This window comes from Micromonospora narathiwatensis (assembly GCF_900089605.1).
Classification (GTDB): domain Bacteria; phylum Actinomycetota; class Actinomycetes; order Mycobacteriales; family Micromonosporaceae; genus Micromonospora; species Micromonospora narathiwatensis.
The window spans coordinates 1,791,892-1,808,327 of sequence record NZ_LT594324.1 but is presented as its reverse complement, the minus strand read 5'-3'; the positions used below and the strand labels follow the sequence as shown (position 1 = coordinate 1,808,327).

The window sequence follows — 16,436 nt, the reverse complement described above, 5'->3', positions numbered from 1 at the left end:
GTGATCATAGATTGATCGTATGGGATGTCTTCGACTTCCGAAGGCGGCGAAGTGTCTGGGTGTTCACCCCGGTGGCGTTTCGTTCTGGGGCTGGGTCGGGAGGATTCCGGTGGCGTGGGTGGGCCGTGAACGCCGGTTTACTGCAATAGATGTCGAGGCGTTGAGCCGGTGAATCGGAAGCGGCGGTTTACCGAAGGTGAGGCCTCTCGTACCGCGTGTGCCCGTAGCTTTGTGCGTGGGGGTGTGGACGAGGCAACTGGTGAGGTGTTGTCTAAGCCTGGATCCGTGGACGAGGGCTGGTCCATTGTGGCTGGGGCGGCGTGGAAATATGACGAGAGTGCCCTCTGGGCTGGGATGATCGGGTTTGTCTAGAACGCGAATCTCACCAGCTCGGAAGGGCACTCTCGGTGCAAGGATCTCATGCCTGGCGTGCGGACAGCGCGGTGTTCGACGAGGACAATCTCGTGTCGTGTGCAGGGCTGGTGCCTGTGCTGGAACTGGCGGAGCAGGCAGGGTTGTCCCGCCTGTTGGACGAGCACGTCCAGTTCGCCTGCGAGCGGCTCAAGTCCGGTGCGGCGAACCCGACGCCGAAGCTGACCTCGATCATCGCCGGGATGGCCGCCGGCGCGGACAGCATCGATGACCTGGACGTCATCCGGTCCGGTGGGATGAAGAAGCTGTTCAGCCGGGTCTACGCCAATTCCACGTTGGGGATCTTCCTGCGGGAGTTCACCCACGGCCACACCCGCCAACTGTCAGCGGTGCTGCGCCGGCACCTGGTCGCCCTCGCGCAGCAGACCCCGGTGCTGGACGGCATCAACGACCACGTCTTCATCGACATCGACTCACTGCTGCGCCCGGTATACGGGCACGCCAAGCAGGGCGCCTCGTTCGGGCACACGAAGATCGCGGGCAAAACCATCCTGCGCCGGGGCCTGTCGCCCCTGGCCGTCACGATCTGCACCGCGACGGCGGCACCCGTGCTGGCCGGCGTGCGGTTACGGGCCGGACGCGCCGGCTCAGCCAAAGGCGCCGCGTCCATGCTCACCGAGGGCATCAACACCGCTATCGCCTGCGGCGCGGACCCGGCAAAGATCCTGGTACGCGGCGACTCCGCCTACTGCAGCGGCAAGGTCATCACCGCGGTCGTCAAAGCCGCAGCGCAGTTCTCGTTCGCCATCGCCCGCAACCCGGCCGTCGACGCCGCGATCGCCACCATCGGCGACGAGCAGTACACGCCCGTGCACTACCCAGGCGCCGTCACCGACCCCGACACCGGGCAACTGATCTCCGACGCCCACGTCGCCGAAGTCGAATACACCGCCTTCGCCGACACCCGCCACCGCATCACCGGCCGGCTCATCGTCCGCCGCGTCCTGGACGCCAACACCCAGGACCCCCTGTTCCCGGTCTGGCGCTACCACCCGTTCTTCACCAACAACCCCGAGCCCGTCACCAGCGCCGACATCACCCACCGACACCACGCCACCTGCGAAACCGTCTGGTCCGACCTCATCGACGGCCCCTGGGCCCACCAGCCCTCCGGCTCGTTCAACGCCAACACAGCCTGGTGCATCCTGGCCGCGATCACCCACAACCTGCTCCGCGCCGCCGGCACCCTCACCGGCACCGCCCGCTACGCCACGGCCCGAGGCGCCACCCTGCGCACCCACTTGATCAACATCCCGGCCCGACTCGCCCGCCCACAACGCCGCCCCGTGCTGCACCTACCCAGCCACTGGCCCCGAACCCAGGCATGGCTCACCCTCTGGAACGCCGTCTTCACCACATAAACACCCCGACCCGCGCACAGCACCCCGGCCACCACACGCATCCACGCTCACCACACGACCATGAACCGAGAACGCTGGGCAGACCAGCAGCACAACCACACCCTCAAACCAACACCAAGATCGAATCACCCGATCACCGGCCGACTCGAAACCGGTCCACGGATCGAGGCTAAGGTTGTGCTTGCCGAGCGTGTCGGTTGGTGTGCCGATCTGGTGGCGGGCATGGTAGGCGTCCTGGTTGGTGAGCATTGGAATGCCGTGGATGTGGAGGTGCTGGCCTCCGGGCTGGACACGGGTGGCCGGAGGCTGCCGTCGCATGCGTGGATGGCGTTGCGGCGCCTGGGCTGGACCGCCACCACACCCAAGGGAGTGAAGGTCAACGACCGGGTCGTGCGGATGGCCCAGGAACAGGCGGGGCGTGCTCTGCGGTCGGTCAAGTGGCGCGCTGATCTGACCACTGGGGTGCTGGCGTCGTGGCCGGCCGAGCCGGGTAGGCGCACGGCTCGGGAGTGGGAGCAGGTGCGGCAGGCGGTTCCGGGTGGGGAGCATCTGCCGTCGAGCGTCATCAAGGGCCGCACCCGGCAGGCCGCCACGTTCCTCAATGCCTACGGCCGCCTGCCCATGGACGTGTTCGAGCTTGAAGGCGTCCCGCGGATCCCGCGAATGCTGCTGCTGGCCGCGTGTGACCGGCAGCAGGCCACGATCGAACGTAGCGAGGCCGACCCGGGCAGGGTGCTGCTGCGCTTGCAGCTTCCGTCACGACCGGATCCGCGGACGTATCGGGACTGGACGTGGGTGGCCTGTCCGATCACGCTGCCGCCCACGGTTCCTGCCTGCGCGGTGCTGCATCTGCCCACTCTGCGCGTGACCGGTGGCAAGGTGCACGCCGATATGGCATACAGCCACGCCGTGCCGAAGGCCCGCCGTAACGGTCACACGGTCGCGCTCGGCGTGGACTGGGGCTCAACACCTTGTTGTCCGCCGGAGCCCTGCGACTGGGAACCGACGGACGGATCACGGCGTTGGGGGCTGGTGGACAGTTCCGCGCCGCCGGAGTCATCGCCAAACAGCACCGCCTGCGCCGCCACGGCGAGCGGCTGCACGCCAAGGCCGACCACTACCAGCGGCTCATCGGCGTCAACGAGCGGCCTCAACTCGTCGGCAAGCAGGCGGTACTGCGCGACGAGATCCGGCACGTGTCCGAGCGCCGCGCGAACTTGAACGCCGCACTCGCGTGGGCCGCCGCTCGCTGGGCTGTGGATCAGGCGATCGCCGCCGGGGCGTCCGTGATCTATGTGGAAGACCTGCGGTCGATGGAAGCCAAGGGTATGGGCGCCACCATGAACACGCGGCTCTCCCAGCAGGTACGCGGACAGATCACTGACCGCATTTGGCACCTCGCCGCCGAGACCGGTATCGCCGTGGTCATCGTCCCCGCGCGGAATACCTCCAAACACTGCCCGCAATGCCTGACCCCGCTGCAGCACCGCAAGGCCCCCGACAAGCCGACCGTGGCGGGCTGGAAGTGGGCCATCTGTCCCAACACGGGCGCCTGCGGCTGGCAGGGCGACCGCGACAACGGCGCCTGGCGCCGCATCGCCGCCCGCGGCCTCACCCATCAGGCCAAGACCCTCACGGACAAGACCAGCGGGCAGATGGTGATCCGCGCGGTCGTGGACAAACTCGAAGCCACCGCCGTCATCACCCCCACCACCAAGGCCAGCCGGGTGGACCGCTCGAAGACCGGCCCCACCCGGCACCAGCCACCACGCCCCGCGCCCAGGCGACGCAGGGCACCCTCCCCCACCCGACCCCCGGGCCGGGCGGGCAAGCGTCCGGAGGGACACGCACCAACGGACCGGACCCGACTGCCCCGCGCAGCCCACCGACACCAGGGCGTGAACACGACCAGCACACCCACCGCCGGCCATCGGCCACGAGGAGCAGCCCTGGGCGCGGGATTCCACCTTCACGCCCATGCCTCCCCACCACGGTGGAAAACGATCCCGGAAGCTCAATCCGACTCAGGATCACTAAGCTGATCAGAGACGCTCACCAGGACGAACGCGCCGCAGCGGAGCGGACCGCCCGGCCGGAGCCTCCCGACGAGCGGCCCGAGCCGTCGGTACGGGAACAACTGGCCCGGCTGCACGCGATGCTCGACGACCTGGAACGGCAGTTGCCGGAGCTCCGCTCCGACGGGCTCGACGGCCCTGCCCCGGCCCGCGGCCGGGTCGCGAGCCGCTGAACAAGCCCGAACGGACCCGAACGGCGATCGCCTTGATCGGCCACCGGGTCGGATCGAGGCTGGGATCGGCGCCGACGAGCAGGGAGGTACCGGCGGATGAGTGCCCTTTCCCGCGACGAGTTGGATGTCGCCTCGACGTACGTGGCACCTCGGTCCACCGTCGAGGGACGTCTGGCCGAGCTGTGGAGCAGCAAGCTGGGGGTGTCCCCGATCGGGGTACGGGACGACTTCTTCGAGCTCGGCGGTGACTCGCTCCTCGCCGCGGACCTGCTGATGGACATCTACCACGACCTCGGCGTCGAGATCGACGCGTCGGTGCTGTTCCTGTCGCCGACCATCGCCGACCTGGTCGAGGCGATGTCGGTGGACGATTCCGAGGCGCCGCTCCGATGACCAGCCCGGGTTCAGTCGACCCTGAACTGGTCGACCTCTCCGATGCCCGGCTGTTCGAGCATGGCGAGCCGCACCACGTGTGGCAGGCGCTGCGGTCGTACCGGCCCGTCCGCTGGCAGCCCGTCGGGGGCGGATCCGGGTTCTGGGCGGTCACCGGCTACGCGGACGCGGAACGGGTACTGACCGACCATGCCGGCTTCACCTCCACCCGCGGGGTATTCCTCAACATGCTCGGCCGCGAGGAGCCCGCCAGCAACCTGCAGTTCTCCGCCAGCGACCCGCCGCGACACGGCAAGCTACGCCGGCCGGTGCAGCGCGAGATGACGGTCCGGGCCGTACGACGGCACGCCGAGTCGTTGCAGGCGGACGTCCTCCGACTGCTCTCCCCCGCCCTCGACGGCGGGCCGGTCGACTTCGCCTCGATCACCAGCGCGCTTCCGATGGCGGTGCTCGGTCCGCTGTTCGGCATCCCCGCGGCGGACTGGCCACGGCTGGCACGGCTGGTGGGCATGTCGGTGGCCGAGGACGATGCGGCCTACCGGTTGCCGGAGGGCGTCGAGGCGACGCTGCGACGAGCCCACCGGGAACTCTTCGGATACCTGCTCAACCTGGTCCTGGCGCACCGGCGTCGCCCGCGCGGCGACCTGGTGGACGTACTGGCGTCGATGACCGTGGAGGGCCGGTCGTTGAGCGCGGGTGCGGTCGTGGCGAACTGCTACAGCCTGCTGCTCGGCGCCAGCGCCGCGATCCCGCACGTGCCGAACGCGGCGCTGCTCGAATTGTCCCGCTCGGGCGGGTACGCCGAGTGGGCCCGGCAGCCCGACCTGTTGGACTCCGGGATCGAGGAGGCGCTGCGCTGGGCCGCCCCGGCCCGGCACTTCCTGCGCTGCGCGACGCAGGACGCACGGATGGGCGACGTGGCCATCGCGGCGGGTGACGCGGTGGTGGTCTGGATCGGCTCCGCGAACCGCGATGAGCGGGTGTTCGCCGACCCGCACCGGTTCGACGTCCGGCGCACCCCCAACCGGCACCTCAGCTTCGGCGACGGCCATCACTACTGCATCGGGGCACCCATCGCGCGACTGGCCCTGCGCACATTCTTCACGGAGCTGTTCCGCCGCTTCTCGTCGTTCGAGCCCGCCGGCGACGTCGAGTACGTCCGGTCGACGTGGCTGGCGGGGATTCGGCGGCTGCCGCTGGTCGCCACCGCGCGTTGAGCCGGCGGCCGGTGCGGCTCGCTGGTGGCCCGGGAATGGTCGACGTGCCGGGCCTCAGTGGCCGGACGCCAGCCGGTTCAACGCGCCTCGGTCGAGTTTGCCGTTCGGCTGGGTGGGCAGTCGGTCCAGCACGACGTAGCGGGCCGGGACGGCGACCGCCGGCAGCCGGGCCAGCAGGTGCGCGCGCAACGCCCGGGTGTCCACCGGCTGGTCGGCCACCACGAACGCGACCAGCTGGGCCCGCGCCGGGTCGGCCACCGATCGCCCGACGGCACCGGCCGTGATGTCCGGGTGGCCGGTCAGCGCCTGCTCGATCTCGGCCAGTTCGATCCGGACACCGCCGAGTTTGAGCTGTTCGTCGGCACGTCCGTGGAAGCGCAGCAGACCGTCCGGGCCGACGCTGGCGAGGTCGCCGGAGCGGTACGGCCCGCTGCCGCTCGCCACGCCGGGGCCGTCGATCCAGATCTCCCCGATCGCTCCCGGCGGCACCGCTGTCCCGCCCTGTGGCGTACGCAGCGTCACGGTCGTGCCCGGGATCGGAGCGCCGATCGGCACCGTGGGCGCCTGGCCGTCGGCCGGAGCGCACCGGTGCACGGTGCTCCAGACCGTGCACTCGGTCGGCCCGTACTCGTTGTAGAGGGCCGTGTCGGGCAGCACGGCGAAGTGCCGCGCGACCAGGGCGGGCGGACACACCTCGCCCGCGACGACCACGGCGGTCAGGCCGGCCAGGTGCGCCGGGTCGGCCGATCTCAGCAGCACGCCGTAGAGCGAGGGCACCATCAGCAGGTGCGACGGCCGGTGCCGGACTGCTGCGCGCCGCACCGCGAGCAGGTTCGCCGGCCGGTCGCTGGGGATGATCAGACGCCCGCCGCCGGCCAGCGTCCAGAAGATGCCCGCCACCGAGCTGTCGAACGCGATCGACGAGCAGAGCAGGAAGCCCTCGACCGGGTCCGGGTAGTACGCCAGGCGCGCGGCCGTCGAGTACGCCAGCGCCGCCGCCGGCACCGTCACCGGCTTGGCCTGCCCGGTCGTGCCGCTGGTGAAGTACGTGTAGGCGTCGGGCCCGCGGGCGGGCCGGTCCGGCGGTGGGGCGGCGCCGGTGGCCGGGCCGACCTCGACGGTGCGCCACGGCCCGGGTATCGGTGGGACGCCCGGCTCGGCCAGCACCAGCTTCGCCCCGCTGAGCTGGTACGTGCGCCGCTGCCGTTCGATCGGGAACGCCGCGTCCACCGGGACGTAGCGTCCACCGGCCCGCAGCACGGCGAGCAGGGCGACCACGGCCCAGCCGGAGAGCCGGGCGTGCACGATGACCGGGTCGCCCAGCGACAGGCCCTGACCGCGCAGGTCGGCGGCGATCCGGCGGGTCATCCCGTCGAGCTCGCCGTAGGTCAGCGAGCCGGCGGGGTCGACCACGGCGGGGGCCGCCGACCCGGGCCGCAGCCACGGCTCCAGCAGATCCAGGATGTGTCCGGGGTGCGCGAACGCACCGCCGGTGGCCGCCGTCACGGGCCGACCAGCCGTTCGAGTCGGTCCGCGTAGCCGGTCACGAGCCGCTCGACGGTGGGCTGCGAAAACAGGTCGGCGCGGTAGCGGACGGTCCCTGAGTAGCCGCCCTCGGGGCCCTGTTCGAGCCAGACCGCGAGACCGTTGACCGGGATCACCGGGCCACCGAGCGGCAGCCCGGCGGGCAGGCGGATCGGCCGGCACGCCAGCGGCCCGGACGGCGGCGTGGGTGGCAGCTGGATGACCTCGAACTGGGCGCTGGCCGGGCCGTCCGGAGCGAAGAGGCGAGCCGCCTCGGGCAGGCGCGACACCAGGTCGGCCAGCGGCACCTCGCGGGCGAACGCGGTGGTGAACGCGACGCGTACCCGGTGCAGCGTCTCGCCGGGGGTCGGGTCGCCGGACAGGTCCACCCGTACGGGCAACGCGTTCATGAACAGGCCGACGGTCTCCCAGTCGGACCGGCCACGCCCGTAGGTCAGCACCGGCACCGTCAGGTCGGTCGCGCCGGTGTACGCGGCGAGCGCGCCGATGAATCCGCTGAGCAGCAGGACGAAGGGGGTGGTGCGTCGGGTACGGGCGGCGGCCCGCAGCCGCTGGTCGGTGATGGAGAGCGGGAAGCGGGTCTCCGCGTGGCGGGGTGCCCCGCCCGGCGCGGCGGTGTCGGGTGGCAGCGGGCGTACCTCGGTCAGCACCTGTCGCCAGTGATCCGTCAACCGCCGCGTGCGCTGCTCGTCGTTCCCGTCGCGCGTGGCCGGGACCTGATGCCGGCCCGGCGGCGTCCCCGCCTGGTTCTGGCCCTCGTTGCGCCCGACGAGCCGGTCGGCGTAGCCGCGCAGCAGGTCGGCGATGAGGATCCGCATCGACCAGGGGTCCGCGACCGTGTGCTGAGCCACCAGGACGAGCGTGGCGTCCGCGTCGCCGTGGCGGGCCAGGTAGGCCCAGAGCGGCGGCACCGATCCGGGCGGGTAGGCGCCGGCGACAAGCGTGTCGACCAGGGCGTCGGGCGGTACCTCGACCAGCGGCACCGGCGCGGGCGGCGTGACGCGTGGACGCGGTGCCGGACCGTCTCCCGCGATCACCGTACGCAGCGCCTCGTGTCGCACGACGAGCCGGTCGAGCGCGCCCCGCAGCACCGGCACGTCGAGCGGGCCGGTGAGGCGGTAGCCGCCGAGGCAGACGAAGCGTGGCCCGAAGACCATGCCCGGGGCGACCTCGTCGACCCAGGCCAGGAGCCGGTGCGCCGGGGACAACGGAACGGCGAGCTGATCGGGCATTCCTTCTCCTTGGGGGATGGGTCGGGTCAGGGCGGCGGTTCGCCGGCGACGGTCGCCGGGGCGGCGGGGGCCGGTGCCGGTGCCGGCGATGGCGCGTCGAACAGCCGCGGCAGGGTGAGCGCGAACAGCAACCAGCCGGCGACGAACGCCGCGGCCACCACGGTGAGGCCCAGCCGTACGCCGAGCAGGTCTCCGAGGAGGCCGCCGACGACGGCACCGAGCGGTAGGGCACCGAGGGCGATGGTGCTGAACGCCGCTGTCACCCGACCGAGGGCGGCCGGGTCGGTACGGGCCTGCCGCTGACTGAGGTTGTGGACGTTGAAGACGGTGAGGCCGAGCCCGTACAGGTTGAACGACAGCACGATGAGCGCGACGGCCACGAACTGCGGGCCGTTCGCCAGCGGCACCAGGACCGGGCTGCCCGAGGCGAGCCCGATGGCGACCACGAGCGTCCTGGCGGTTCCCCATCGCCGTTCCAGGTCGGCGGCGACGACGGATCCGGCGACCGCGCCGATGCTGCCCAGCGCGACGCAGAGGCCGACCTGACCGGCGTCCAGGTCGAGGAACCGCACCGCGTAGATCATGAACAGCGTCAACAGGGCCTGCTCGCAGAGGTTGAACCACGTTCCTTCCAGCAGCAACGCGCGCAGCACCCGGTCTCGCCAGAGGAGCCGGACGCCGTGTGTCAGACGCCGCGACGTCGACTCATCGGTGCCGGGCGGCTTCGCCCGGCGGGGTTCCCGCGTCCGGATCGCGAGCAGGGCGACGACGGAGAACGCGTACGAGGCGATGTCGAGGAGGAACGCGGCCGCCGGGCTGAGCACCTTGAGCAACCACCCGCCCAGGCCGGCGCCCGCGAGTTGCGCGACCGAGTAGGAGGCCTGCATCTTCGCGTTGCCCTCGACGAGGTGCCGCCGTTCCACCACGACCGGCAGGTACGAGTGCCACGCCACGTCGAACGCCGCGGTGAACGTGCCCAGGACGAAGGCGACGACGCACCAGCTCCACACCCGCAGGCCGCCCGTCTCCAGCAGCGCGACGGCGGCGGCGAGCGTGGCCATCCGGGCGAGGTTGGACCCGACCAGCATGGGACGGTGGCCGACCCGGTCCGCCCAGTGGCCGGCGACGAGCGTCAGCAGCAGGGCGGGCGCGAACTGGGCGGCCGACACCACGCCCAGTTCGGTGGGTGACGCGTGCAGGTACGTCACCGCCACCAGGGGAAACACGAGCTGGGTCGCGTAGGTGCCGATCAGCGAGACGCTCTCGCCGAACCACAGTTTGCGGAAGTCGGAATGACGCCACAGTTCGCCGCGCTGGTACCTCATCGTCCGCTCAGCCGGAACGGTCGGCGTCGAGGAGAGCCTGGTGCATCCGACGGAGCAGTTTCGCGGCGACGGCCGACCGGCCGACCGGGACCCGCAGTTCGAACGTGAGCGCGGGGCCCTCGACGACGCGCAGGTAGTAGCGGGGCCCGACGGACGAGAAGGGCGCCGCCCAGGACACCGTCTCGTCCTGCGGGCCGGGGGCGTCCGCGTGCGCCTGCCCCGGACCGTCCGGGCCGCGCGGGATGAAGTTGAACGACCAGGTGCTGTCGTACTCGGCCCGGCGGTGGCCCGCCTCGTCCAGCAGCCGGAACATCCGGTCCACGTCGTAGACGCCGTGGGCGTACGCGACCCGGGTGCGTTTGCCGACCTCGCGGACCAGTTCGGCGAGGTCGGGCCCGGACGGCCGGTCGACCGGGGTGGAGATCCACTGGTTCATCGACGTCACGACGTCCCGCCGGTACGGGTCGAACCGATTCGCCGACAGCACGCGGACCGCCAACCGGTGGTCGTCGGTGAGCGCGAAGAGGCCGGCGCAGTACGCGGCGAGCACCACGTTGGCGACGGAGACGCGCAGCCGCGCCGAGACCCGCCGCGCCGCCCGGGTGAGGTCCCTGGATGCCAGCCTGGCCTCCACGAACGGCGGCTGCCCGAGGGCCAGGGGCGGCACCTCGGTGAACAGCTTCGCCCAGTGGTCGAGCGCCGCCGCGGCACGTTGTCGTCCGGCGGGCGACTGCTCGTACGCCGAGATGGTGGCCGGTCCGGAGACGGCGTCGTCGAGTGTGCCGGCGAGCGCCGCGACGAAGTCCCGCCGGAGGATCGCCGTGGCCGCGCCGTCGCCGACGATGTGGTGGTGCACCAGAACCAGGTGCGTCGGGGTGTCCGCGGTGGCGACTATGGCGGCCCGCCAGGGTGGCTCGCGGACCAGGCTGAACGGCTGCCGCGCCCACTGCTCGCGGACCGCGTCGAGGTCGAGCCGCGGATCGGCGCTCCGCTCGACCGTGACGTCCGGCCGCTGGGCCGGATGCGTCACCTGCCGGGGCGCGGCCGGATCGGTGAGGTCGTAGGTGGTCCGCAACGAGCCGTGGCGACGGACCAGGGCGGCGAGCGCGTCCCGGACCGCGGTCAACCCGATCCCGGCGGGCAGGGCCCAGATCTGGGCGAGGTTGGGCTCGTGCCACCGGTCCCTGGGCACGGATTCCACGTCCCGCCAGATGGCGAGTTGGCCGAACGTCAGCGGCGTGGACGTGCTCAACGGAGCCTCCAGGTGAGAGTGTCGCCGACCGGGGTGGGACCGACCCGTGCGCAGGCCAGTCTGGTGACCGGCGCCTTCCCGGGCATAGGAGATCGCGCATTCCCGAACGGAGCCGAACGGACCCGAACGGCTGAGGCCGCCTTCGCTGCCACCCCGACCGTTACGGTCTGGAGTCACCCGATCGAGGAGACCTGTGGTGACCGAGCGCGCCGCGACGTACGCCGAGGTGTTCGCGGTCCGCGAATACCGCTACCTCTTCACGGCGTACCTGTTGTCCCTGCTCGGCGACCAGCTCACGGCCGTCACGGTGGCCTATCTCGTCTACACCGGCACCGGGTCGGCGGCGCTGGCCGCCGCGGGCTACGCCAGTTCGTACCTGGCCTGGCTGGCCGGCGGGCCGCTGCTGTCCGGCCTGGCCGACCGGTTTCCACGACGGCGGGTGCTGATCGGGTGCGACGTGGCCCGTGCGTTGCTCATCCCCCTGGCGGCGCTGCCCGGCGTCCCCGCTCCCGCTCTGGTGGCGCTGCTGTTCATGGTGAACCTGCTGCGGCCACCGTTCGTGGCCGCGCGGGCGGCGTTGCTGCCCGAGGTGCTCGACGGCGATCGCTACCCGTTGGCCAACGGCCTGGACAACACCACCGCCCAGGTCGTCCAGGTGCTCGGCTTCGCCGCCGGGGGCGGCCTGGTCGCGGCGTTCTCGCTGCGGGGCGCGCTGGTGGTCGACGCGGCGACCTTCCTGGTCTCGGCGGTGCTCATCGGGATCGGGGTACGTCCCCGCGGATTCCCGACCCGTCCGGAGGGGCCGACACGGGGCGGCCCCTCCGTCGGGTTGCGGGTCGTGTTCACCGACCGCCGGCTGCGCGCGTACGTCCTCGTCCTCTGGGTGGCCAGCGCCTTCACCTACGCCGCCGAGGGGCTGATGGCGCCGCTGGCCCGGCAGTACGGCGGCGGACCCGAGACGGTCGGACTGCTGCTGGCAGCGGCGCCGCTGGGTACGGCCGCGGGTGCGGTGATCCTCACCCGCTGGTGCCCTCCGGGCACCAGACCCCGGCTCATCCTGCCGCTCGCGGTGCTCTCCGCCGCGCTGCTGACGGTGGTCGCGTTCGGCCCTCCGCTGTGGATCGTGCTGGGCCTGCTGGTGCTGGTCGGCGCCGGCAGCGCTTTCGCCATTCCGCTGAACGCGCTGTTCGGACGGGCGGTGCCGACGGAATTCCGGGGGCGGGCGTTCGGCGTCGCCATCACCGGCCTGGCCGGGCTCCAGGGCGGGGCGATGGTTCTGGCGGGCCTGGCCGCCGAACGGTGGGCCGCGACCACGGTGGTCGGGGTGAGCGGGCTGCTGGGAGCGGTGGCGGTGCTCGCGCTGGCACCGCTCTGGCCGCACCGCCGCGCACGCGCGGTCGCCGCGCCGCTCGAACACCTTCGAATGACCTCGACCGCCACCGAGGGTTCCGCCGCCCCGTCCCGGGCGGCCAACCTGGGGTGACCGGGGCGGGCGCCGGGCCGGCCCCCACGAACGGAGGGAGAAGCTCATGCGCGGCGTCTGCAAGCGTGGCATCAGCTGGACCTGACCGCCTCCGGCGTCAGTGTCGGGCCCCGCCCGCCGTCCGGCGGGCGGGGCCGTCCGCGCTCCGGGTCCGCCGTCCGCCCACTGTGGTCGTCCCGCATAGCGGCTGTTTCCTCGCCACCTTGTCGCGCGCTGACATACTTGCCTCGGTGAAGCACCGTCAACGGGTACGTGACTCCTGAGGTGAACGGCGCATGACGGCCCCCGACTTCGGTGTCGACCCCACCACCGCGTCCTGCCCAGAGCAGTACGTCGCGCTGCTGCGCCGGCTACGCGACCAGTCCGGCCTCGCCTACCGTACGATCGCTCGCCGGGCGCAGCGCAACGGGGACCTCCTGCCCGCCAGCACCCTGGCCACCATGCTGGGCCGGTCGACGCTCCCCCGTCGCGATCTGGTGGTGGCGCTGCTGCGGGCGTGCGACGTGCCGGACGACCGCTCGTCGGTCTGGTTGGCGGTGTGGGCGCGCCTCTCCGCCGCGCGGGCGACGGGCCGTGGCGCCCGGGGACGGCCCACCGACGCCGGACGCGGCGGCGCCACCCGGAGCACGGCCCCGCCCGATCCCGTGGACCCGGCGGCGGAGTCCCCCCGCGGTTCCCCGGTGCTGCGGTTGGTGCCCGGCACCGGCACGCCGCGGAGCGACCCGGGCCGGACCGGCCCGGCGCGCGTCGCCGGGGCCGACGCGGAGCGCGAGCGGGCCGTGCCGCACGCGCTGCCGTGGCCGTCCCCCGCGCCGGGACCGGCCGACGGCAGCCGACCACCCGTGCCGTTCCAACTGCCGCCGGCACCGCCCTTTCTCCTGGGACGGGACGCGGAAGCCGGTCGCCTGATCGCCGCGACCGCCCACGACGGCGCCGTCTGCGTCGTCGCAGGCGCCGGCGGGGTCGGCAAGTCCGCGCTCGCGCTGCACGTCGCGCACCAGGTCGCGGCCCGGTACGACGGCGGCTGCCTCTATGCCGACCTGCACGGGACCAGCGCCGGGATCATGCCGTCGGCGCCCGCGGACGTGCTGACCCGGTTCCTGCGCGCGCTGGGCGTGCCGACCGCGCCCGCCTCCCTGGAGGAGGCGAGTGCCCTGTTCCGCACCTGGGCCGCCGACCGCGGCGTCCTCGTCGTCCTGGACAACGCCGCCTCCGCGGCGCAGGTCCGCCCGCTCCTGGTCAGTGGCCCGGGGTGCGCGACGGTGGTGACCAGCCGGTGGATGCTCGCCGATCTCGATGCCGCCGTCCGGCTCCGGCTCGACCCGCTGCCGGACGAGGCGGCGCTCGCCCTGTTCGGCCGGCTCGGTGGCGCGCAACGCGTCGCCGCGGAGCCGGCGGCCGCGGCACAGGTCGTCCGGCACTGTGACGGCTTTCCCCTGGCGTTGCGGATCATCGGGGCACGTGCCGCGGCCAGGCCCGACGCGCCGCTCAGCGGGCTCGCCGAGCGGATGAACGACGAAGGACGCCGGCTGGACGTGCTGGAGGTCGGCGACCTCTCCGTACGGGCCAGCCTGCACCTCGGCTACCAGGCGTTCGGCGACGCGCCGCAGGACGAGCGCCGCCTCGGCGGCCGGCTCTTCCGGCTCGCGGCGCTGCCCGACTGGGCCGACGCCACCGCGTACGGCTGTGCGGCGCTCGCGGACCTGCCGGTGCCGGTCGCCGAGCGGGCACTTGACGCGCTGGTCGACGCACACCTGCTCGAGTCGACCGGCGACGGCCGGTACCGGTTCCACGACATCGTCCGGCTCTACGCCCGCGAGCGGGCCCAGGAGGTCGACGAGGCCGCCGCCCGCGAGGCGGCGCTGAGCCGGCTGACCGGGTGGCTGTTCGCCACCACCGCCTCTGCCGCGCGGCTGCTCTATCCACAGGAGAAGCTGCCGTTCGCCGCCCTGGACGACCCCACCGGGCACCCGGGCCAACCGCTGGCCGGCACCGCGGAGGCCTGGGCCTGGTTCGAACGCGAGCACACCAACCTGCTGATGATCGCGCGGCAGCAGGTGGCGAGCGGGCAGACCCTGGCCGCTGTACAGCACCTCGCCCTCGTGGTCGTCAAGTTCATCGACTACTCCGGGTACGCGGCGGAGCAGCAGCAGTTCGGCCAGCTCGCGGTCGAGGCGGCGCAGCGGTCGGGTGACCGGTCGGGCACGGCGCTGGCGTTGAACATCGTGGCGGTGGCGCTGCTGCGGCAGGGCCGGCTCGACGAGGCGGTCCCGCTGCTGGAGCGGAACCTCGCCGTGCAGCGCGAGCTCGGCGATCGGACGCGGGAGGCGGCCTGCCTCAACAACCTCGGCAACGCGCTGCGCGACAGGGGCGACCTCGACGGGGCGCTCCGGCATCTGGAGGCGGCCCTCGCGATCCGGCGCGAGCTCGGCGACCGTTACAAGGAGGCGAGCGTCCTCGACAACCTCGCGCTGGTTCATCAGCGCCGGGGCGAGTTCCGGCAGGCCGTCGCGCACCACCAGGCGGGGCTGGCGATCGCCGCCGACGGCACGGACCCGCTGTGGCACGCCCAGGCGCTTGTCAATTTCGCCGAGACGTCGCTGCTGGCCGGCGGTCACGAGGCGGCGATCGCGCGGGCCGCCGAGTCGTTGGAGATCTGCCGGCGGTACCGGCACCAGCGTGGCATCGGCCTGGCCCTGCGGGTGCTGGGCGACGCGTACGAGCGCCTCGGGAGCCCGGCCGAGGCCCGCCGGCACTGGCGGGAGGCGCTGGCCCGGCTCGACGGTCTGGACCGGGAGGCGTGCGGGAAGCTGCGGGTGGCGCTCGGGGACGACGAGCCGGCCGCGGGTGGAACGCGGCGGTCGTGAGCCGCGGCGGCCGGTGCCGGGAACGGTGCCCGGTCCGGGTGCGTTCCACCGGGCGCGGGCAGCCCGATCGCCGGTGACGGCGCGGCGGCGGCCCGGCTGGTCGCCAGCCGGGCCGCCCCGTCAGGTCGTCCGGTCGTACGTCAGCCGCCCAGGCTCGCGGCGGCCGAGGCGATGGCCGAGGAGAAGTAGCTGACCTGGGTGTATACGCCCGGGTAGTTGGGCCGGGCGCAGCCGTTGCCCCAGCTGACGATGCCGACCTGGATCCAGGCGTTGTTGGCGTCGCGGCGGAACATCGGACCGCCCGAGTCGCCCTGGCAGGTGTCCGTGCCGCCGCTGGCGTAGCCGGCGCAGATCTCCTCGGCGGTGATGATCTGGCCGCCGTAGTAGGAGTTGCAGGTGGCGTCGCTGACGAACGGCACGGTCGCCTTGAGCAGGTACCGCTGCTGCGGGCCGCCCTCGTACGGGGCACCCCAGCCGGCGACGGTGAAGGTGCCGTTGTCGTAGGCGGTGGTGGTGGCGATCGGCAGCGTGCTCAGCCCGGTGACCGGGCTGGCCAGCCGGATCAACGCCCAGTCCTTGCCGTTGCCGTTGTAGCCGGGGGCGCGGTAGACGTAGTTCGACTTGACGGTGATCCGGCTGGTCGACTGGAGGTCGACCACGCCGAGCGTCGCGGTGATGCTGGTGTTGGTGCCCGTGGCGCCGACGCAGTGCGCCGCGGTGAGCACCAGTCGCGGGCTGTACAGGGCCCCGCCGCAGCCCATCGAGAGCCGAACCATGAACGGGAACTCGCCCTGGGCGGCGCGGGTGCCGCCGACCACGTACGGACCGACCGTACCGCCGGGCGCGGCGGCGGGCGCGGCGGCGGCGGGTGCCGCGAGGGTGAGGCTGCCCGCGGTCACCGCGGCCAGCGCGGCGGCCAGCAGGCCGGTGAGGGTGCGCCAGCGAACCATGTGTTCCTCCGCATCGGGACCTGGTACGCCTCGTGAGCGCACCTGATTCAGGATGCGGACATCATATTGAGATCAATGGATTTGCTGGGTCATACCCGCTGGGTCGTATCCCGGCGTTATGGGCCGCCACG

General features: G+C 72.6%; 11 protein-coding genes and 1 pseudogene. 7 read left to right on the top strand and 5 right to left on the bottom strand.

The window, feature by feature from the left end:
* Positions 1-407: 407 nt before the first annotated feature.
* From GA0070621_RS08135 to GA0070621_RS08120, 5 genes and pseudogenes are all read left to right on the top strand, one after another.
* Positions 408-1,772: pseudogene (locus tag GA0070621_RS08135) on the top strand (IS1380 family transposase); the annotation flags it as partial.
* 81 nt (positions 1,773-1,853) lie between these two features.
* Complete coding sequence (locus GA0070621_RS29865; RefSeq protein ID WP_167666704.1) at positions 1,854-3,014, top strand: hypothetical protein; 1,161 nt, start codon at positions 1,854-1,856, stop codon at positions 3,012-3,014.
* Positions 2,990-3,835: a zinc ribbon domain-containing protein gene (locus GA0070621_RS29860; RefSeq protein ID WP_167666703.1), complete on the top strand. Its 846-nt coding sequence runs from the start codon at positions 2,990-2,992 to the stop codon at positions 3,833-3,835. Before GA0070621_RS29865 ends, GA0070621_RS29860 begins: the two co-directional genes overlap by 25 nt.
* A gap of 302 nt (positions 3,836-4,137) precedes the next feature.
* The gene (locus GA0070621_RS08125; protein WP_091192771.1) at positions 4,138-4,434 is read left to right on the top strand and encodes a phosphopantetheine-binding protein; all 297 of its coding nucleotides are present in this window, start codon (positions 4,138-4,140) and stop codon (positions 4,432-4,434) included.
* Positions 4,431-5,651: a cytochrome P450 gene (locus GA0070621_RS08120; RefSeq protein ID WP_091192770.1), complete on the top strand. Its 1,221-nt coding sequence runs from the start codon at positions 4,431-4,433 to the stop codon at positions 5,649-5,651. Before GA0070621_RS08125 ends, GA0070621_RS08120 begins: the two co-directional genes overlap by 4 nt.
* Before the next feature lie 54 nt (positions 5,652-5,705).
* On the opposite strand, the gene GA0070621_RS08115 is transcribed toward GA0070621_RS08120, so the two are convergent.
* The 4 genes from GA0070621_RS08115 to GA0070621_RS08100 are packed head-to-tail and all read right to left on the bottom strand — an operon-like array spanning position 5,706 to position 11,005.
* Positions 5,706-7,157 (bottom strand): amino acid adenylation domain-containing protein, encoded by a 1,452-nt coding sequence (locus GA0070621_RS08115; RefSeq protein ID WP_167666702.1) that lies wholly within the window; start codon positions 7,155-7,157, stop codon positions 5,706-5,708.
* Complete coding sequence (locus tag GA0070621_RS08110; RefSeq protein WP_091192768.1) at positions 7,154-8,428, bottom strand: condensation domain-containing protein; 1,275 nt, start codon at positions 8,426-8,428, stop codon at positions 7,154-7,156. The genes GA0070621_RS08115 and GA0070621_RS08110 overlap by 4 nt, the downstream gene beginning before the upstream one ends.
* Before the next feature lie 26 nt (positions 8,429-8,454).
* Entirely contained in the window at positions 8,455-9,753 is a 1,299-nt protein-coding gene (locus tag GA0070621_RS08105) for an MFS transporter (RefSeq protein ID WP_091192766.1), read from the bottom strand.
* Between the two features lie 7 nt (positions 9,754-9,760).
* Positions 9,761-11,005, bottom strand: coding sequence for a condensation domain-containing protein (locus GA0070621_RS08100; protein ID WP_157739892.1), 1,245 nt, complete (start codon positions 11,003-11,005; stop codon positions 9,761-9,763).
* Between the two features lie 196 nt (positions 11,006-11,201).
* On the opposite strand from GA0070621_RS08100, the gene GA0070621_RS08095 reads away from it, so the two are divergent.
* Positions 11,202-12,488: an MFS transporter gene (locus tag GA0070621_RS08095; RefSeq protein ID WP_167666701.1), complete on the top strand. Its 1,287-nt coding sequence runs from the start codon at positions 11,202-11,204 to the stop codon at positions 12,486-12,488.
* Positions 12,489-12,763: 275 nt separating this feature from the next.
* Positions 12,764-15,355 carry an ATP-binding protein gene (locus GA0070621_RS08090; protein ID WP_091192763.1) on the top strand — a complete coding sequence of 864 codons (2,592 nt, stop codon included), beginning with the start codon at positions 12,764-12,766 and terminating at the stop codon, positions 15,353-15,355.
* 140 nt (positions 15,356-15,495) lie between these two features.
* Here GA0070621_RS08090 and GA0070621_RS08085 read toward each other — a convergent pair whose 3' ends face one another.
* Positions 15,496-16,305: a S1 family peptidase gene (locus tag GA0070621_RS08085; RefSeq protein ID WP_091192762.1), complete on the bottom strand. Its 810-nt coding sequence runs from the start codon at positions 16,303-16,305 to the stop codon at positions 15,496-15,498.
* Between the last annotated feature and the right edge of the window lie 131 nt (positions 16,306-16,436).